This window comes from Stenotrophomonas sp. STEN014 (assembly GCF_056760315.1).
Map to the genome: position 1 here is coordinate 208,555 of NZ_JBRREN010000003.1, position 18,387 is coordinate 226,941.

Consider the following 18,387-nt stretch of genomic DNA (forward strand, 5'->3'; position numbering starts at 1 on the left):
GTTCGGGATTGCGGTGTTGCCAGGCCCCTTTCCGCGGGGCCGGTAGAACCCTAGCCATGGCAAGATGAATCCCTTCGTACGCGACATCCGGCGTCCGCATCGATGTTCATCAAACCCAGCGCAAACCCCATGCAAACCGTGCCTTCCCGCCGAGCGTCATTCACGATGTTGTGGTGCATGTGATGGCAACCACCGTGTTGCAGGGCCTGCCCGCGCAGGTGGACGGGCAGTGCCGGGTGCTGGTGCTGGGCTCGATGCCCGGCGCGGCGTCGTTGCAGCAGGCGCGCTACTACGCCCATCCGCGCAACCGCTTCTGGCCGCTGATGGCAGCGCTGTGCGACTTCGATGCCTCGCTGAGCTATGCCCGGCGCATGCAGTGCCTGCAGCGCGCCGGCGTGGGGGTGTGGGACGTGATCGGCCAATGCCAGCGTGCCGGCAGCCTGGACACGGCCATCGTGCGCGGCAGCGAAGTGGTCAACCCGCTGCCGGCACTGCTGTCGCAACTTCCGCAGCTGCAGGCCATCGCCTGCAATGGCGCGGCGGCCCATGCCGCGTTCGTGCGCTGGGTGCAGCCGGCTTTACCGCCTTTGGCGGTTGGACTGCCGGTGTTGGCGTTGCCGTCCACCAGTCCGGCCAACGCGGCGTGGTCCCTGCCGCGTCTGCTGCAGCGCTGGCAGCAGCTGCAACCCTGGTTGATTGCCCCGGCGCGCCCTGCAAACCCAGCCCCCGCGGGCATGACCGGGCAGGACAGCTGAGACAGCCGGCAAGCCACGGATGGGGCAACGCATCGGACACGCCCGGCGTCGCCATTGACATGGCGTGCAGCTGTCCGGGGACATACGCATGCGAATTCAGTTACGGCGGTTGGCGCTACGCCCCGCTGACGCCACAATAGGAGATTCCCTCACTGTTGCTGGAGTAGTTTCATGGCCGAAATCAAGGAAGCACTTGTCCCCGATATCGGTGACTACAGCGACATTCCGGTGATCGAAGTGCTGGTCGCGGTCGGCGACACCGTCAAGAAGGACCAGGGCCTGGTCACGCTGGAATCGGACAAGGCGACGATGGAAGTGCCTTCGTCGGTAGCCGGCGTGGTCAAGGAAATCAAGGTCAAGGTCGGTGACACCCTGTCCGAAGGCAAGCTCGTGGCGCTGATCGAAGTGGCTGAAGAGGCTGCCAAGCCCGCCGCTGCCGCCGCCCCGGCCGCGCCGGCCAAGGTCGAAGCCGCCGCCGAAACCGGCACCAAGGTCGCGCCGGTGGCCGTGGCCCCGGTCGCCGACAAGCCGGCCCAGCGCGAGAGTGCGCCGGAGGCCGCGCTGCCGGCGGGCACGCCGACCAGCCCGCCGGTGCAGTTCAACGCCGAAGGCGTGCTGCCGTCCAAGGTGCCCTATGCCAGCCCGGCGGTGCGCGTGTTCGCGCGTGAACTGGGCGTGGACCTGAACCAGCTCAGCGGCACCGAGAAGGGCGGCCGCATCACCAAGGGCGACGTGCAGAAGTTCGTCAAGGCCGCGCTCAGTGGCGGGGCGCCGGCCGCCGCCGGTGGCGCCGTGGCTGCCGGTGGTGGCCTGAACCTGCTGCCGTGGCCGAAGGTCGATTTCAGCAAGTTCGGTGAAGTCGAGACCCTGCCGCTGTCGCGCATCAAGAAGATCTCCGGCGCCAACCTGGCCCGCAACTGGGCGATGATTCCGCACGTCACCCAGTTCGACCAGGCCGACATCACCGAGCTGGAAGCCCTGCGCGTGGCACTGAACAAGGAAAACGAGAAGGCCGGCATCAAGCTGACCATGCTCGCCTTCCTGATCAAGGCCAGCGCCGCGGCCCTGAAGAAATTCCCCGAGTTCAACGCCTCGCTGGATGCCAGCGGCGAGAACCTGACCCTGAAGAAGTACGTCAACATCGGCTTTGCCGCCGATACGCCGAACGGCCTGGTCGTGCCGGTGATCCGCGACGTGGACAAGAAGGGTGTGGTGCAGATCGCCCAGGAAACCGGCGAGCTGGCCAGGAAGGCGCGCGACGGCAAGCTGGGCCCGGCCGACATGAGCGGCGGCTGCTTCTCGATCAGCTCGCTGGGCGGCATCGGTGGCACCGCATTCACCCCGATCGTGAATGCGCCGGAAGTGGCCATCCTCGGCGTATCCAAGTCCTCGATCCAGCCGGTCTGGAATGGCAAGGAATTCGCGCCGAAGCTGCTGCTGCCGCTGTCGCTGAGCTACGACCACCGGGTGATCGATGGCGCCCTGGCCGCACGCTTCACCACGTACCTCTCGCAGGTGCTGGCCGACATGCGCCGCGTGTTGCTGTGAAGCCAGTCGCGTCCGCACGCCTGCTGCTGGCGACGCTGCTGGCGTTGACCACCGCCCCGGTACTGGCGGCAAGCCAGTGCGCGGCAGTGGTGGGTGAAGGCTGGCCGCCGGCGGTGGCCAACTACGGTGACGCCGCGGCGCAGCTGCTCGGCGGCGTGACCGAAGAAGGCTTGTCGCTGTTGTCGTTGCCGGCACGCGGCCCCGAGTCACAGGTGCAGTTGCGGCGCGAGCCCGGCAGCGGGCAATGGGTCGTGGTGGCGGGGCTGGCGGACAAGCGGATCTACAGCTGGAACAGTGGCAGCAGCCGTGCCGGCGTGAATCTGCGTCTGGATCAGCAGCCCGAGCTCGCCCAGGCGCCGGTGCCCGATGCGTTGGCGCAACGCCTGCTGCAGGTGTGGGCGGCGGCACTGGCCTCCAGTGAGGTGGCGCCGCGCGCGCCGGTGACCGATGGCGAGGTGGTGTCCTTCACCCTCAATGGCGCGCGCTACAGCGGGCTGCGGCCCGGCTGCGGCCGGCTTGAAGCGTTGCTGGACCAGGCCGCGCTGCTGGTGGAGCTGGCGCACAGCAAAGACAAAAAACACGAGAAGCGCTACGCCGACATCGAACGCGCGCTCGACAAGATGCATGACCGGTTCAGCGGCGACGCCGGCTGAGCCCACAGGAGAAGACAATGGCGACGATTGAAATCAAGGTTCCGGACATTGGCGATTACGACAATGTGCCGGTGATCGAAATCCTGGTCGCCGTGGGCGACACGGTGAAGAAGGACCAGGGCCTGGTCACGCTGGAATCGGACAAGGCGACGCTGGAAGTGCCGTCCTCGGCTGCCGGCGTGGTCAAGGAGATCAAGGTCAAGCTCGACGACAGGCTGTCGCAGGGCGACGTGGTGGTGCTTCTGGAGGCCGAAGGCGAGGGCGCAGCCCCGGCCGCGGCGTCCACCCCGGCGGCTGCACCGGCACCGGCACCGGCGGCGCAGCCTGCCGCTGCCGCCGCTCCGGCCGCCGTCAGTGCGCCGGTTGCCGCCGCTGCGCCGGCCGCCTCCGAGCCGATCGAGGTCAAGGTGCCGGACATCGGTGATTACCAGAACGTGCCGGTGATCGAGATCCTGGTCGCCGTGGGCGACACGGTGAAGAAGGACCAGGGCCTGGTCACGCTGGAATCGGACAAGGCGACGCTGGAAGTGCCGTCCACGGCCGATGGCGTGGTCAAGGAGATCAAGGTCAAGCTGGACGACAAGCTGTCGGTCGGTGACGTCGTGGTGGTGCTGGAAGGCGCTGCCGGCACCGCCCCGGCAGCGGCGAAGGCCGCCCCGGGTAGCAAGCCGCCGGTGACCCCCTCGCACCGCGCCCCGGACCCGGCGGTGGCCGCCCGCGTGCTGCCGATGCCCTCCAGCGGTCGCAAGGCCGACGTGGAATGCAAGATGGTGGTACTCGGCGCGGGTCCCGGCGGCTACACCGCCGCGTTCCGTTCGGCCGATCTGGGCGTGGATACCGTGCTGGTCGAGCGCTATGCCAGCCTTGGCGGCGTCTGCCTCAATGTCGGCTGTATTCCTTCCAAGGCCTTGCTGCACGCGGCCGAGATCATCGATCACGCCGCGCACGCCAATGAACTGGGCATCGAATACGGCGCGCCGAAGATCAGCCTGGACAAGCTGCGTGCCTACAAGGAAAAGGTTGTCGGTCAGCTGACCAAGGGCCTGGCTGGCATGGCCAAGCAGCGCAAGGTGCGCACCGTGCAGGGCGTGGCCAGGTTCATCTCGGCCAACGAGCTGGAAATCACCGGCGAGGACGGCAAGACCCAGCTGCTGCGCTTCGAGCAATGCATCATCGCCGCCGGTTCGCAGGCGGTGAAGCTGCCGAACTTCCCGTGGGACGACAAGCGCGTGATGGACTCCACCGACGCGCTGGAACTGGCCGAAGTGCCGGGTTCGCTGCTGGTCGTCGGCGGCGGCATCATCGGTCTGGAAATGGCCACCGTGTACAGCGCCCTGGGCGCCAAGGTGACCGTGGTCGAGTTCATGGACCAACTGATGCCGGGCGCCGACAGGGACCTGGTCAAGCCGCTGGCCGACCGTCTGAAGAAGCAGGGCATCGAGGTCCACCTCAAGACCAAGGCCTCGGGTGTGACCGCCGACAAGAAGGGCATCACCGTGACCTTCGAGGCCGCCACCGAAGGCGAGAAGCTGGCGATGGAAAGCGGCACGTTTGATCGCGTGCTGGTCGCGGTCGGCCGTTCGGCCAATGGCAGGAAGATCGATGCCGACAAGGCGGGCGTCGAAGTCACCGACCGCGGCTTCATTCCGGTCGACCGGCAGATGCGCACCAACGTGCCGCACATCTTCGCCATCGGCGACATCGTGGGTAACCCGATGCTGGCCCACAAGGCCACGCACGAGGGCAAGCTGGCTGCGGAAGTGGCTTTCGGCGAGAAGAAGGAGTGGGTGGCGCGGGTGATCCCGTCGGTGGCCTATACCAACCCGGAAATCGCCTGGGTCGGCGTCACCGAGACCGAGGCCAAGGCCAAGGGCCTGAAGGTGGGTGTGGCCAAGTTCCCGTGGGCGGCCAGCGGTCGTGCCATCGGTACCGGCCGTACCGAAGGCTTCACCAAGCTGATCTTCGACGAGGAAACCCATCGTGTGATCGGTGGTGCCATCGTCGGCGTGCATGCCGGCGAGTTGCTGGCCGAAATCGGCCTGGCCATCGAGATGGGCGCCGAGGCCGAGGACATCGGCCACACCATCCATGCCCATCCGACCCTGAGCGAGTCGGTGGCGATGGCCGCGGAGATCTACGACGGCACCATCACCGATCTGTATATTCCGAAGAAGAAGTGATGCAGACGAAGAGCCCGGCAAACGCCGGGCTTTTTCTTTGTGCCAGCCCGGTCGAATTCAGGAGCAAGAAACGCATGAAGCGGTGGTTGCTGGTGGGAATTGTGCTGATGAGTACGCCTGTTCTGGCGGAGACGGATCCGTTGCTGGGGTGTCTGGGGGCCCGGCAATGGAGCGAGCGCAACGAGGCCGCTGCAAAGGCCGCTGCTCTCGCCGCCGTGCAGCCCACTGATCCGGAACGGCGTCGCTTGCTGCGGGTTATGGCCGAGCGGGACCAGGAGGTGCGAGAGCGGGCGTTCGGCGACGGGCGCAAGCCGACGCAGGAGCTACTGGATCAGGCTGCCGCGGTGGATAGGCACAACAGCGCGGTGCTGCGTTCCTGGCTGGACGCGGGCCAGTTGCCGACGGACGCCGCAGTAGGGGCCGATGGAATGTCTGCGGTGTGGTTGCTCGCCCAGCATGCAGATGCCGATCCTGTCCTGCAGGCGAAGCTGCTCGAGCACTACGGAGCGGTACCGGACTTCGGCGGCATCGAGGGGCTAGGCTGCGCGATGCTGGTGGACCGTGTGTTGCGCGCAAGGAAAGCCGCAGCGTTATGGTTCGCAGTTCACCCAGGCTGACGCCGATAGTCCGATTGAAATGGCGCCGGTGGAGAATCCGCAACGCCTTGATGAATTGCGTGCAGAAGTCGGATTGATGCCGATAGATGACTACCGTTGTGTGATGAACAATCTCCGCATGCGTTGAGCGAGGCAGGTCGCTTGGCGCAACAGGAAGTGGGCTTCTTCTCGAAGCTTTCTTCTTCTTTTCCAGTCGAGGGGCGGGCCTGCTGCATTCGGGAAGGGCAGGGCAGGATGCGTACGCTTTGATGGAATCCCGGCGCCGTGCCGCATCCGCCGCCCGGCATGGGGGTATCGCACTGCGCGCCGTCTGGATTGCGGTGCCGGCATCGCCAGGTGCGCTGCCGTCTCCTGTCCAAGCCCGTTGCCGGGCATGGCTCGCTATTGCGGTGAACTCCCCCGCCGGGCACGGCGTGGGTGCGCGCCCTCCCTTGGCCGTGGGCAAAGGGAGGGCCGGCAGGGGCGGTCGGGCTTTGCCGATAACGCCCCTGCCGGGCGCAGCGCGGCACTAGCGCAGATCCTGGGGGGGAGATATCAGAACGACAGGCTCACGCCTGCCAGCGGGCCCTTGAACTCCTGCTTCAGGCCGATCACGCCGTCGCTGCCACGCTTGTCGGCATCGAGCTTGAACCAGTCGTAGCCGGCGAAGATGCCGAAATTCGGATTGAAGTTGTACTGCACGATGGCGTTGGCGCGACTGAGGTCGCCCTTGTAATCGTCGAAGCTGCCCCAGCGCGTATTGAGGTACTGGCCTTGCAGGTTGATCAGCCAGTGCTCCGAGGGTGTGAACGTCAGGCGCGCGCCGACCACCGGTGCGATGCCATCGGCTTTCTCGTTGAGGAAGCGGCCCTGGTAGAGGTCTCCCAGGTCGGCATGGGCATCGGCACTGACCTTGGCGTACTCGGCGCCCAGCTGCAGGCCCAGGTCGAACTGCTCGCTGTCCACCACCGAATAATCGTAGACCAGGGTCGCAACCTGGTACTTCAGCTCGCCCTTGACGAAACTGCCGGCCGGCACTGTCGTGTCACCGTAGCTGATGCCTTCGTCCAGCGTCTGGCGGCGCTTCTTGTCGTACTTGAAGTAGTCGAAGATCAGGCGCTGGCGGTCGCTGATGCGGAACAGGCCGTCCACGCGCGGTTCCCATTCCTTGCCGCCCATGCCGAAATCCTCGGACAGGTTGATCGGCTGGCCGCCGATCACGGTGCTGCCGCGGAGGGTGTTGTCGGTGTCGATGTTCATCGCGCCAAGGCGCAGTGTGAAGCGTGGATCCTGCTCAGCCGCTTGCGCCAGCGGCAGGTGGAACAGGGTCATTGCCAAGGCGCACGGCGCGATCGCTGCCAGCGGGGAGAATTTGCGCATCGTGATTGCTTTCCTGTGTTGCGTGAAAGCAATTGACTATCCCCGATCGCACGTGGCTTGCGGGTGAGCGCGAGGTGCACGCGATGTGTATGCACACAAAGTGCGGTGGGGGGGGGGGGGGGGGGGGGGGGGGGGGGCCCCCCCCCCCCGCCCGGCCGCCCCACGCCCCCGGGTTTTGGCCCCCCCCGGGGGGGGGGGGGGGCGGGGGGGGGCCCCCGTTTTGGTACCACAAAATTGGGGGGGTGGGGGGCCCCGGGGGGGGGGGGGGGCCCCCCCCTCACCCGGTCCGTCGCCCACATCGACGAGGTAATGCGCGACGGACTGCCGGTGTGACCTGACGCGAATCGCGAAGTTCCCGGCGTCGCAGTGCAGCATTCCCGCCCCGTGGGTCACCCCGATCGGGGTGTTCCAATGAAAATTCCTGAAATTGCGGCAACTTGCATAGTCATAAGGGTGTCCTGTGGCGGTTGTCTCGCAAAATGTCCCACTGCTATACTTTCACGGCTCGACGAGACGTCTTCGCGCGGCTCGGCTCTTCCTTACCATCTAGCAGGACACTTTGACGTGCTGAACTCCGTTGATGCGGGTCGGCGACTGATGTTGCGCGCTGCGGTCTATCCGCTGGCCGCAGTGGTGGTCCTGGCTCTGGCCTTCCTCTTCATGGGGCCAAAGTACGCGCTTGGCGCCCTGGTCTCGGGTGCGGCGGTGGTGGGCGGGTCGGCGCTGGCTGCGTGGGTGGGGCTCGGTGGCGGCGTTCAGGCCGCCGGTTCAGCAATGGTCCGCCTGTTCGTGGGGTTCGTGCTGAAGCTTGTGCTGATTGTTGCGGTGCTGGGAATGGCTTTTTTCTGGTGGCAACTTCCTCCTTTGGCACTGCTGGCGGCGATTCCAGTGGCGCTGATGTTCCAGGTTCTGGCTCTGGCCAGACGTTGATCGAATTCATAAAGGTTCCGGACACATGGCGGGCGAGGCTCTAACACCTACCTCCTACATCCAGCATCACCTGCAGAATCTGACCGCTCCGGTCGGTGAAGGCGGTGGTTTCTGGACGATCCACGTCGATACCATCGTCACCGCGGTCCTGATGGGCCTGGTGATGGTGTTCGCGTTCTGGATGGCGACCCGCAAGGCCACGGCCGGTGTGCCGGGCAAGTGGCAGGCCTTCGTGGAAATCTGCCTGGAGTTCGTTGACCGCCAGGCCAAGGACACCTACCACGGCAAGAGCAAGCTGGTGACGCCGATCGCGATCACCATCTTCTTCTGGATCCTGTTGATGAACCTCATCAAGATGATCCCGGCCGATTTCATCGCCATCCCGCTGTCGTGGGCTGGCGTGCACTACTGGAAGCCGGTGCCGACCGCCGACGTCAATGCCACCCTGGGCATGTCGATCAGCGTGTTCTTCCTGATGATCTTCTTCTCGCTCAAGTCCAAGGGGCTGCTCGGGTTCATCAAGGAATTCCTGACCGCGCCGTTCGGCAAGTGGATGATGCCGTTCAACCTGATCCTCAACATCGTCGAGTGGCTGAGCAAGCCGATTTCTCTGGCGATGCGACTGTTCGGCAACATGTTCGGCGGGGAAATCGTGTTCCTGCTGATCTGGGTGCTGGGTGGTGCCGGTGTGTTCGGTGCCATTGCCGGCGGCACGTTCGGCCTCGGCTGGATGCTGTTCCACCTGCTGGTGATTCCGCTGCAGGCTTTCATCTTCATGATGTTGTCCATCGTGTACCTGAGCCTGTCGGAAGACAGTCACTGAGTTACAAGCTTCAACCAGTTCCAACCTTCATCCGCTTCACTACCCTTAGCTACTTAAGTTCCCGGAGAAAACCATGTACTTCGCCGTCCTGACCAATCTCGCCCAAGTTCAGAGCTCCACCGCCCTTGCCGTCGGCATCATGATCGGCCTCGCCGCGCTGGGCGCCGGTCTGGGTCTGGCCATCATGGCCGGTAAGTTCCTGGAATCGGCCGCCCGTCAGCCGGAACTGATCCCGGTCCTGCAGGTCCGCATGTTCATCACCGCCGGCCTGATCGACGCCGCGTTCATCATCTCGGTCGCCGTCGGCCTGCTGCTGGCCTTCGCCAACCCGCTGGCCGCGACGCTGCTGGCCGAAGCCGCCAAGCTGGCCGGCTGATCCAGCTGCAGTGAGATGGCCGGTTGCCTTTGGGCAACCGGCTTCGGATGAAGGTTCGGTTGCGTCGCCGTGGCGGCGCAACCACCCCCGACACCAGCGACTGAGCGAACCCATGAATATCAATTTCACCCTCATTGCACAGGCCCTGGCCTTTGCCGCGCTGATCTGGATCATCGCGACCAAGATCTGGCCGCCGTTGATGAAGGCTATCGAGGAGCGTCAGCAGAAGATCGCTGAAGGGCTCGCCGCTGCCGACCGCAGCCAGAAAGATCTGGCCCAGGCGCAGGAGAAGGTCAACGAGGCGTTGAAGGACGCACGTGGCAAGGCCAACGAGATCATCGATCAGGCCCATCTGCGCGCCAATCAGATCGTTGAAGCCGCCAAGAACGAAGCCGTCGCTGAAGCCAACCGCCAGAAAGAACTGGCCCAGGCTGAAATCGATGCGGCCGCCAACCGTGCCCGCGAAGATCTGCGCAAGCAGGTGTCCGCGCTGGCCGTGACCGGCGCCGAAAAGCTGCTCAAGCGCGAAATCGATGCCAACGCCCACAAGGCGCTGCTCGACGAGCTGGCTGCGGAGATCTGAGATGAGCCAGGCCCTCACGCTTGCCCGCCCGTACGCCCGCGCCGCATTCGCGATTGCGCGTGAGGAAGGCAAGTTCGCGCCGTGGTCGGACGCGCTTGCGTTCTCCGCCCGCGTTGCCGCCGATCCGCGCGTGTCGGCCCTGCTGTCCAATCCGCAGCTGAGCCGCGGTGACGCCGTGGCGTTGCTGACTCCGGAAACGGCAGGCGAAAGCTACGGCCGTTTTCTGAACCTGCTGGCCGAATCGCGCCGTCTGCAGCAGCTGCCGGAAATCTCCGGGTTGTTCGAGCAGCTGCGCGCCGAAGCCGAGCATGTGGTCAAGGCCACGGTCACCTCGGCGGCCGAACTTGCTGATGACGAGCTGGAAAAGATCAAGGCTGCGCTGCGCAAGCGCTTCGGCCGCGAAGTCGAAGTCTCGACCGCGGTGGATGCGTCGCTGATCGGCGGCGCCGTGATCGACGCCGGTGATGTGGTGATCGATGGCTCGCTCAAGGGCAAGCTGTCGCGCCTGCAGACCGCGCTCGCACACTGAATTCAATTTAACGTCCGGCTTGATTGCCGGCACTAGGACTTGACGATGGCTACCACGCTCAACCCCTCCGAAATCAGCGAACTGATCAAGAACCGCATCGAGAAGGTCGCCCTGTCCGCGGAATCGCGCAACGAAGGCACCGTCACCTCGGTGTCCGACGGCATCGTGCGCATCTACGGTCTGGCCGACGTGATGCAGGGCGAAATGATCGAACTGCCGAACAACACCTACGCCCTGGCGCTGAACCTGGAACGCGATTCGGTCGGCGCCGTGGTGCTGGGTGACTACGAGCACCTGCGTGAAGGCGATGTGGCCAAGACCACCGGCCGCATCCTGGAAGTGCCGGTCGGTCCGGAAATGCTGGGCCGCGTGGTCAACGCGCTGGGCGAGCCGATCGACGGCAAGGGCCCGCTGGGCACCTCGCTGACTGCGCCGGTGGAGCGCGTGGCGCCGGGCGTGATCTGGCGCAAGTCGGTCGACCAGCCGGTGCAGACCGGTTACAAGTCGGTCGACTCGATGATCCCGATCGGCCGTGGCCAGCGTGAGCTGGTCATCGGTGACCGTCAGACCGGCAAGACCGCGCTGGCCATCGATGCGGTGATCAACCAGAAGGGCACCGGCATCAAGTGCGTGTACGTGGCGATCGGCCAGAAGGCCTCGACCGTTGCCAACATCGTGCGCAAGCTGGAAGAGAACGGCGCGCTGGCCCACACCGTGGTCGTGGCCGCCACCGCTTCCGAGTCGGCCGCGATGCAGTACATCAGCGCCTACTCCGGCTGCACCATGGGCGAGTACTTCATGGACCGCGGCCAGGACGCGCTGATCGTGTACGACGATCTGTCCAAGCAGGCCGTGGCCTACCGCCAGATCTCGCTGCTGCTCAAGCGCCCGCCGGGCCGTGAAGCCTATCCGGGTGACGTGTTCTACCTGCACTCCCGCCTGCTGGAACGTGCAGCCCGCGTCTCGGAAGAGTACGTGGAGAAGTTCACCAACGGTGAAGTGAAGGGCAAGACCGGCTCGCTGACCGCACTGCCGATCATCGAGACCCAGGCCGGCGACGTGTCCGCGTTCGTGCCGACCAACGTGATCTCGATCACCGACGGCCAGATCTTTCTGGAAACCGACCTGTTCAACGCCGGTATCCGTCCGGCCGTGAACGCCGGTATCTCGGTGTCGCGCGTCGGTGGTGCGGCCCAGACCAAGATCATCAAGAAGCTGTCCGGCGGCATCCGTATCTCGCTGGCCCAGTACCGCGAGCTGGCCGCGTTCGCGCAGTTCGCCTCGGATCTGGACGAAGCCACCCGCAAGCAGCTGGAGCGCGGCCAGCGCGTGACCGAGCTGATGAAGCAGAAGCAGTACGCGCCGATGTCGATCGCCGACCAGGCCCTGTCGATCTACGCCGTCAACGAGGGTTTCCTCGACGACGTGCCGGTCAACAAGGTGCTGGCGTTCGAAGCCGGCCTGCACGCGCACTTTGCCAACACGGCCGGTGAGCTGATCGCCAAGATCAACGACTCCGGTGCATGGAACGACGAGATCGAAGCCGCTTTCAAGAAGGGCATCTCCGAGTTCAAGACCACTGGCAGCTGGTAATCGCCCAGGCGATGACCGGCAGGAGGTGGCCAGACAGCCACCTCCCAACCAAGTAAGCAGAGCGAGCGAGAAATGGCAGGCGGACGCGAAATCAAAACCAAGATCAAGAGCGTGCAGAACACCCGCAAGGTGACGCGCGCGCTCGAAATGGTCTCGGCCTCCAAGATCCGCAAGGCGCAGGAGCGGATGAAGACCTCGCGTCCGTACGCGCAGGCGATGAAGCAGGTGATCGGCCACCTGGCCCAGGCCAGCACCGATTTCCAGCATCCGTTCCTGGTGGAGCGTGATCAGGTCAAGCGTGTCGGCTACATCGTGATCTCTTCCGATCGCGGCCTTGCCGGCGGCCTGAACAACAACCTGTTCCGCAAGACCGTCGCGGAAATGCGTGACTGGCAGGACAAGGGTGCCGAGATCGACGTGGTGACCATCGGCCAGAAGGCCGGTGTGTTCTTCCGCCGCGTCAACGTCAACATGGCCGCCTCGGTGGCCAATATCGGCGACCAGCCCAAGCTGGAAACGCTGATCGGCGTGATCAAGGTCATGCTCGACGCCTTCACCGAGGGCAAGGTCGATCGCGTGTACCTGGTCTACAACCGCTTCATCAACACGATGACGCAGAAGGCCACGTTCGACCAGCTGCTGCCGTTGCCTGCCGCCGAGACCCAGGTGGCCGCGCATGATTGGGATTACCTGTACGAACCCGATGCCGCGACCGTGCTTGAGCACGTGATCACGCGTTACATCGAGTCGCTGGTTTACCAGGCGGTGCTGGAAAATGTGGCTTCCGAGCACGCGGCACGCATGGTGGCGATGAAGGCGGCAAGCGACAACGCGAACAAGCTGATCGGAACCCTGCAGCTGGTCTACAACAAGGCCCGCCAGGCAGCGATCACCCAGGAAATTTCCGAAATCGTCGGCGGCGCAGCAGCGGTCTGACCGCGCGCAGTCAAAGCACACATTTAGAGGATGCAGCAATGAGTCAGGGCAAGATCGTTCAGATCATCGGCGCCGTCGTCGACGTCGAATTCCCGCGTAGCGACGTGCCGAAGGTGTACGACGCACTGAAGGTCGACAACACCGAAATCACGCTGGAAGTGCAGCAGCAGCTCGGCGACGGCGTGGTCCGTTGCATCGCGCTGGGCTCCACCGACGGCCTGAAGCGCAACCTGGTCGCCACCAACACCGGCCGCGCCATCTCGGTGCCGGTCGGCGCCGGCACCCTGGGCCGCATCATGGACGTGCTGGGTCGCCCGATCGACGAAGCCGGTCCGGTCGATGCTTCGGACACCTGGGAAATCCATCGCGCGGCGCCGTCGTACGAGGACCAGTCCTCGGCCACCGAGCTGCTGGAAACCGGCATCAAGGTCATCGACCTGATGTGCCCGTTCGCCAAGGGCGGCAAGGTCGGCCTGTTCGGCGGCGCCGGCGTCGGCAAGACCGTCAACATGATGGAGCTGATCAACAACATCGCCAAGGCGCACAGCGGTCTGTCCGTGTTCGCCGGCGTGGGTGAGCGTACCCGTGAGGGCAACGACTTCTACCACGAGATGAAGGATTCCAACGTCCTGGACAAGGTGGCGATGGTGTACGGCCAGATGAACGAGCCGCCGGGCAACCGTCTGCGCGTGGCCCTGACCGGCCTGACCATGGCCGAGTACTTCCGCGACGAGAAGGACGCCAACGGCAAGGGCAAGGACGTGCTGCTGTTCGTCGACAACATCTACCGCTACACCCTGGCCGGTACCGAAGTGTCCGCGCTGCTGGGCCGTATGCCGTCGGCGGTGGGTTACCAGCCGACCCTGGCCGAGGAAATGGGCGTCCTGCAGGAACGCATCACCTCGACCAAGACCGGTTCGATCACCTCGATCCAGGCCGTGTACGTGCCCGCGGACGACCTGACCGACCCGTCGCCGGCCACCACCTTCGCCCACCTGGACGCCACCGTGGTGCTGTCGCGTAACATCGCCTCGCTGGGTATCTACCCGGCAGTCGATCCGCTGGACTCGACCTCGCGCCAGCTCGACCCGCAGGTCATCGGCACCGAGCACTACGAAACCGCCCGCGGCGTGCAGGCGACCCTGCAGAAGTACAAGGAACTGAAGGACATCATCGCCATCCTGGGTATGGATGAGCTGTCCGAGGAAGACAAGCAGGCCGTGTCGCGCGCCCGCAAGATCGAGCGCTTCTTCAGCCAGCCGTTCCACGTGGCCGAAGTGTTCACCGGTTCGCCGGGCAAGTACGTGTCGCTGAAGGACACCATCCGTGGCTTCAAGGCCATTCTGGATGGCGAATACGATCACCTGCCGGAGCAGGCGTTCTACATGGTCGGCGGTATCGAAGAAGCGGTCGAGAAGGCCAAGAAGATGGCCGAAAAGGCCTAAGTCCTGCGTAGGGCGGAGTTCGCTCCGCCCTTTGCAACCTGTGGTGGGCGCTGCCCACCCAACCAGGCGAAGAGAGTTCCATGAGCACCATTCGTTGCGACATCGTCAGTGCCGAACAGCAGATTTTCAGTGGCGAAGCGACCCTGGTCGTGGCGACCGGTGAGCTGGGCGAGCTGGGCATCGCGCCCAAGCACGCGCCGCTGATCACCCGTCTGAAGCCGGGCAAGGTCGTGGTCACCACCGCTGCCGGCGAGCAGCTGGATTTCGCCATTTCCGGCGGCATCCTGGAAGTGCAGCCGCAGGTCGTGACCGTGCTGGCCGATACCGCCATTCGCGCCACCGACATCGACGAGGCGGCGGTGCGCAAGGCCAAGGAAGAAGCCGAGCGTGTGCTGGCCAACCGTGGCGAGGCCATGGAGCTGGCCGAAGCGCAGCAGCGCCTGGCCGAGGTCACCGCGCAGCTGCAGGCGCTGGAGCGTCTGCGCCGCAACCTCAAGCACTGAGGTTTGCGGACAACGCATCGAAAACGCCGGCCCTGTGCCGGCGTTTTCGTTTTGTGCGGCGCAGGGACGGGCCGGCGCGGGTGCATGCGCTCGCATGGTCACGGCCATGTCCACCCGCCACTACGGATGGTGCGGGCTGTGGCTGTGGCTGTGGTTGCGGGTGCCGGCGGGACGGTATCGGCGCTGCAGGGTGTGGCATGTACAGGCGCGGCCGCGCGGCACTCAGCGATACACCAGATGCCGGAGCAGGAAGAAGGTCACCATGGCCAGCCCGCCTTCCACCAGCGGTTTGGCCAGCCACGCCATCTGCAGACCCAGCTGCTGCGCGGTGTAGCTGACCAGCACGGTGCTGATCACGGTCATTGCCAGCCACAGCACCAGAAAGCGCGCGAAACGCTTCCAGCCGTGGCGTTGCTGCCCGTGCTTGGAGAAAGTGTAGCGGCCGTTGAGCCAGAACCCCATCAAGGCGCCACTGACCCTGCCGAGCAGATTGCCGGGCGCCGCAGGAAGTCCCAGCGAAGTTGCGGCAACGAACACCCCCCAGTCCAGCAACAGCTGTAATAGCCCGATAGCGATGTACTGGCTGCTTTGACGGAACAGACTCATCAGCGGTGCGTTTTCCCTTTTGCCTGTAATGCTAACCAGCGCAGGCTTAGAATCCGAGCATCTTTCAAGGAAGTTGTCCGCATGACCCAGCCGCTGCACGTCATCATCCTCGCCGCCGGTGCCGGCAAGCGTATGAAGTCGGTTCTGCCCAAGGTGCTGCAGCCCATTGCCGGGCGACCGATGCTGGCACACGTGATCGACACCGCGCGGCAGTTGCAGCCGGCCGGCATCCATGTGGTCTATGGCCATGGCGGTGAGGCGGTACGTGCGGCGTTTGCCGACCAGGATGACCTGATCTGGTCCGAGCAGAGCCAGCAGCTGGGCACCGGCCATGCGGTGCGGCAGGCGATGCCGGAGGTTCCCGACACCGCGCAGGTGCTGGTGCTGTACGGCGATGTACCGTTGATGCGCGCCGACACCCTCAGGGCGCTGCTGTACGGCGCGCCGCGACTGGCGGTACTGGTCGCCGAACTGGAGGATCCCACCGGTTACGGCCGCATCGTGCGCGATGCCGAAGGCAAGGTCGCGGCCATCGTCGAGCAGAAGGATGCCGACCACGAGCAGCAGCGGATTTCGACGGTCAACACCGGCATCATCACCGCCGAGTCCACCGCGTTGCGGCGATGGCTGGGCGCGCTGTCCAACGCCAACGCGCAAGGCGAGTACTACCTGACCGACGTGTTCGCCTTCGCCGCAGCCGAGTACACCGCCGCGGAGATGGTGCGGGTGGCCGATGCCCAGGAAGCGGAGGGGGCAAACGATCCCTGGCAGCTGGCGCAGCTGGAGCGGGCATGGCAGCTGCGCGCGGCCAAGGCGCTGTGCGCGCAGGGTGCACGGCTGCTGGACCCGGCGCGCGTGGAGCAGCGTGGCACGGTGACCGTGGGCCGCGATGTGCAGATCGATGTGAACGTGGTGCTGGAAGGCGAGGTCGAGCTCGGCGACGGCGTCAGCATCGGTCCGTTCGTGCGCCTGAAGGATGTCAGACTCGGCGCCGGCACCGAGGTGCGGGCGCATTGCGATCTGGAAGGTGTGGTCGCCGAAGGCGCCGCACAGATCGGCCCGTTCGCGCGTCTGCGTCCGGGCACGGTACTTGCCGAGGGCGTGCACGTGGGCAACTTCGTCGAGACCAAGAAGACGACCCTGGGCAAAGGCAGCAAGGCCAACCATCTGACCTATCTGGGCGATGCGGTGATCGGCAGCGGCACCAACATCGGCGCCGGCACCATCACCTGCAACTACGACGGGGTGAACAAGTTCCAGACCATCATCGGCGACCGGGTGTTTGTCGGTTCCAACAGTTCGCTGGTGGCACCGCTGACGCTGGAGGAGGGGGCGACCATTGCCGCCGGCTCGGTGGTCACCCGCACCGCACCCGCCGGCAAGTTGACCGTGGCGCGCTCACGGCAGCAGACCATCGACGGTTGGGTACGACCGGTCAAAAAGGGCTGAGCCGACAGACACAGGGCGCGAGCGTATCGCGCCCTGTGTCTCGGGACGACGGCGTATCCGCGCGTTGTGAATCCACCGCACGGGCGGGCGCAAGGCCGTCTGCCGCAGCGCCTGCCGGCTTCTTAGGACGTCGCCGGGCTGTCGGCGGGTTCAATCGTGCGGCAGCAGAATTGCCACGCACAGACCGCCGTCCTTGCGGTTCTGCAGCGCGATGCGGCCGCCATGGGCTTCGATGATCTCGCGGGTCAGCGCCAGGCCCAGCCCGGTGCCGTTGCGTTTGGTGGAATAGAACGGCATCAGGGCGTTCTGCAGCACCGCCTCGTTCATGCCGCTGCCCCGGTCCAGCACCTCGATACGCAGCCAGTTCGGCAACCGCGCCACGCGCAGTTCCACCGAATCGGCAGCCGCCTCCGCTCCGGCTTCGTGCGCGTTCTTGAGCAGGTTGAGCAGCGCCTGGGAAAACTGCGCCGGATCGATGCGGCTGCTCAGCTCGTCCGGCGGCGGGGTCATGCGGAAGCTGATCTGCTGCTGCAGGCCGTGCAGGAACGGTTTCCAGACCACCGTCTGCAGTTGCGGTTGCGGCAGCTTGGCAAAACGCGCGTAGCCGCGGATGAAGCCTTCCAAGTGTCGGGCACGCTCCTCGACCGTGGCGAAGATGTCCTCCAGCCGTTCGGTCTTGCCACGCCGGACCAGTTCGGCACCGGAGTGTGCCAGCGAGGCGATCGGCGCCAGCGAATTGTTGAGTTCATGGCTGATCACCCGGATCACCTTCTTCCAGGTCTGTACTTCCTGGCGGCGCAGCTCGGCGGTCAACAGGCGCAGCAGCAGCAGTTCGTGCGGACGGCCGTTGAGATGGAAGCTGCGCCGTGACAGGTGATAGATCTGCTCGTCGTCCTCGTCGCCGTCCATCGCATCGGGCTCGCGGACCGCGAACAGGCTGTCCCCGCCCCGGGCGATGGCGTTGCGCAGTTCGATGGGCATGCTTTCCAGCAGCTCATGCATGCGCTTGCCTTCGAGCTTCCAGCCACCGTGCAGCAGCTTGCGCGCGGCGGTGTTGGAGAAGGTCACCCGCTGCACACCATCGCCGCCGTTGGTGAGCAGCAGCATTGCCACCGGCGTGTTCTGCACCATGGTGTCCAGCAGCAGCTCGCGCTGAGCCAGCGCCTGGCGCTGCTCACGCAACACCTCGCCCAGTTCGCCATGGGCGCGGACCAGCTGCGCCAGTTCGTCGTTGCCGCGCCAGTGCACGCTGAAGTTGAATTCACCGTCGCGGTAACTGCTGGTGGTGCCGGCCAGGGCGCGCAGCAGCGAGCGGACCGGCGCGGTGGCGCGGCGCAGCGCCCACCACATCAGCGCCATCAGCAGCAGCGCAGAGACCAGCGCCACCACCCAGCCGCGGTCCAGCCAGTACGCCAGCAGCCAGGGGAACGCCGCCGCCAGCGCCAGCACCGGCAGCAGCCGTAGGAACAGCTTGAAGGTGAAGGAGCGTGATTTCAGCATCG

General features: G+C 65.3%; 18 protein-coding genes. 15 read left to right on the forward strand and 3 right to left on the reverse strand.

From position 1 onward, the window contains the following. The first annotated feature begins 182 nt into the window (after positions 1 to 182). The 5 genes from ACVOMC_RS05965 to ACVOMC_RS05985 all read left to right on the forward strand — a co-directional run bounded on the left by ACVOMC_RS05965 (position 183) and on the right by ACVOMC_RS05985 (position 5,753). A complete protein-coding gene (locus ACVOMC_RS05965) occupies positions 183 to 755 on the forward strand; it encodes a DNA-deoxyinosine glycosylase (RefSeq protein ID WP_481523213.1) in 573 nt (190 codons plus the stop codon). A gap of 171 nt (positions 756 to 926) precedes the next feature. After that, entirely contained in the window at positions 927 to 2,303 is a 1,377-nt protein-coding gene (aceF, locus tag ACVOMC_RS05970) for a dihydrolipoyllysine-residue acetyltransferase (RefSeq protein WP_481523214.1), read from the forward strand. Next, positions 2,300 to 2,956: a hypothetical protein gene (locus ACVOMC_RS05975; protein ID WP_057506210.1), complete on the forward strand. Its 657-nt coding sequence runs from the start codon at positions 2,300 to 2,302 to the stop codon at positions 2,954 to 2,956. Before aceF ends, ACVOMC_RS05975 begins: the two co-directional genes overlap by 4 nt. Positions 2,957 to 2,973: 17 nt before the next feature. Further along, the gene (lpdA, locus tag ACVOMC_RS05980) at positions 2,974 to 5,136 is read left to right on the forward strand and encodes a dihydrolipoyl dehydrogenase (protein ID WP_481523215.1); all 2,163 of its coding nucleotides are present in this window, start codon (positions 2,974 to 2,976) and stop codon (positions 5,134 to 5,136) included. Continuing rightward, positions 5,136 to 5,753 (forward strand): DUF6624 domain-containing protein, encoded by a 618-nt coding sequence (locus ACVOMC_RS05985; protein ID WP_481523216.1) that lies wholly within the window; start codon positions 5,136 to 5,138, stop codon positions 5,751 to 5,753. The genes lpdA and ACVOMC_RS05985 overlap by 1 nt, the downstream gene beginning before the upstream one ends. Before the next feature lie 534 nt (positions 5,754 to 6,287). On the opposite strand, the gene ACVOMC_RS05990 is transcribed toward ACVOMC_RS05985, so the two are convergent. After that, positions 6,288 to 7,064 (reverse strand): hypothetical protein, encoded by a 777-nt coding sequence (locus ACVOMC_RS05990; protein WP_481523331.1) that lies wholly within the window; start codon positions 7,062 to 7,064, stop codon positions 6,288 to 6,290. 612 nt (positions 7,065 to 7,676) lie between these two features. On the opposite strand from ACVOMC_RS05990, the gene ACVOMC_RS05995 reads away from it, so the two are divergent. From ACVOMC_RS05995 to ACVOMC_RS06035, 9 genes are all read left to right on the forward strand, one after another. Further along, positions 7,677 to 8,042: a hypothetical protein gene (locus ACVOMC_RS05995; protein ID WP_481523217.1), complete on the forward strand. Its 366-nt coding sequence runs from the start codon at positions 7,677 to 7,679 to the stop codon at positions 8,040 to 8,042. A 25-nt stretch (positions 8,043 to 8,067) separates the two neighbouring features. Next, entirely contained in the window at positions 8,068 to 8,865 is a 798-nt protein-coding gene (atpB, locus tag ACVOMC_RS06000) for a F0F1 ATP synthase subunit A (protein ID WP_054660223.1), read from the forward strand. A 73-nt stretch (positions 8,866 to 8,938) separates the two neighbouring features. Continuing rightward, complete coding sequence (atpE, locus tag ACVOMC_RS06005) at positions 8,939 to 9,241, forward strand: F0F1 ATP synthase subunit C (protein WP_054660225.1); 303 nt, start codon at positions 8,939 to 8,941, stop codon at positions 9,239 to 9,241. Positions 9,242 to 9,353: 112 nt separating this feature from the next. After that, on the forward strand, positions 9,354 to 9,824 hold the full coding sequence (locus ACVOMC_RS06010) for a F0F1 ATP synthase subunit B (RefSeq protein ID WP_054660227.1): 471 nt from the start codon (positions 9,354 to 9,356) through the stop codon (positions 9,822 to 9,824). Between the two features lies 1 nt (position 9,825). After that, on the forward strand, positions 9,826 to 10,353 hold the full coding sequence (locus ACVOMC_RS06015; RefSeq protein WP_054660229.1) for a F0F1 ATP synthase subunit delta: 528 nt from the start codon (positions 9,826 to 9,828) through the stop codon (positions 10,351 to 10,353). A 45-nt stretch (positions 10,354 to 10,398) separates the two neighbouring features. Next, positions 10,399 to 11,946, forward strand: a complete 1,548-nt coding sequence (atpA, locus tag ACVOMC_RS06020) for a F0F1 ATP synthase subunit alpha (protein WP_057506213.1) — start codon at positions 10,399 to 10,401, stop codon at positions 11,944 to 11,946. Positions 11,947 to 12,018: 72 nt separating this feature from the next. After that, on the forward strand, positions 12,019 to 12,882 hold the full coding sequence (atpG, locus tag ACVOMC_RS06025; protein ID WP_054659456.1) for a F0F1 ATP synthase subunit gamma: 864 nt from the start codon (positions 12,019 to 12,021) through the stop codon (positions 12,880 to 12,882). 38 nt (positions 12,883 to 12,920) lie between these two features. Beyond that, positions 12,921 to 14,327, forward strand: a complete 1,407-nt coding sequence (gene atpD / locus ACVOMC_RS06030; protein WP_054659458.1) for a F0F1 ATP synthase subunit beta — start codon at positions 12,921 to 12,923, stop codon at positions 14,325 to 14,327. 80 nt (positions 14,328 to 14,407) lie between these two features. Next, positions 14,408 to 14,830 carry a F0F1 ATP synthase subunit epsilon gene (locus tag ACVOMC_RS06035; RefSeq protein ID WP_054659460.1) on the forward strand — a complete coding sequence of 141 codons (423 nt, stop codon included), beginning with the start codon at positions 14,408 to 14,410 and terminating at the stop codon, positions 14,828 to 14,830. Positions 14,831 to 15,052: 222 nt separating this feature from the next. Here the strand turns inward: ACVOMC_RS06035 and ACVOMC_RS06040 are convergent, their stop codons facing one another. Next, the gene (locus tag ACVOMC_RS06040; protein ID WP_481523218.1) at positions 15,053 to 15,436 is read right to left on the reverse strand and encodes a GtrA family protein; all 384 of its coding nucleotides are present in this window, start codon (positions 15,434 to 15,436) and stop codon (positions 15,053 to 15,055) included. 81 nt (positions 15,437 to 15,517) lie between these two features. Here ACVOMC_RS06040 and glmU point away from each other — a divergent pair, with 81 nt between their 5' ends. Next, positions 15,518 to 16,885, forward strand: coding sequence for a bifunctional UDP-N-acetylglucosamine diphosphorylase/glucosamine-1-phosphate N-acetyltransferase GlmU (glmU, locus tag ACVOMC_RS06045; RefSeq protein ID WP_481523219.1), 1,368 nt, complete (start codon positions 15,518 to 15,520; stop codon positions 16,883 to 16,885). Between the two features lie 150 nt (positions 16,886 to 17,035). On the opposite strand, the gene ACVOMC_RS06050 is transcribed toward glmU, so the two are convergent. After that, positions 17,036 to 18,382, reverse strand: coding sequence for a sensor histidine kinase (locus tag ACVOMC_RS06050; protein WP_481523332.1), 1,347 nt, complete (start codon positions 18,380 to 18,382; stop codon positions 17,036 to 17,038). Between the last annotated feature and the right edge of the window lie 5 nt (positions 18,383 to 18,387).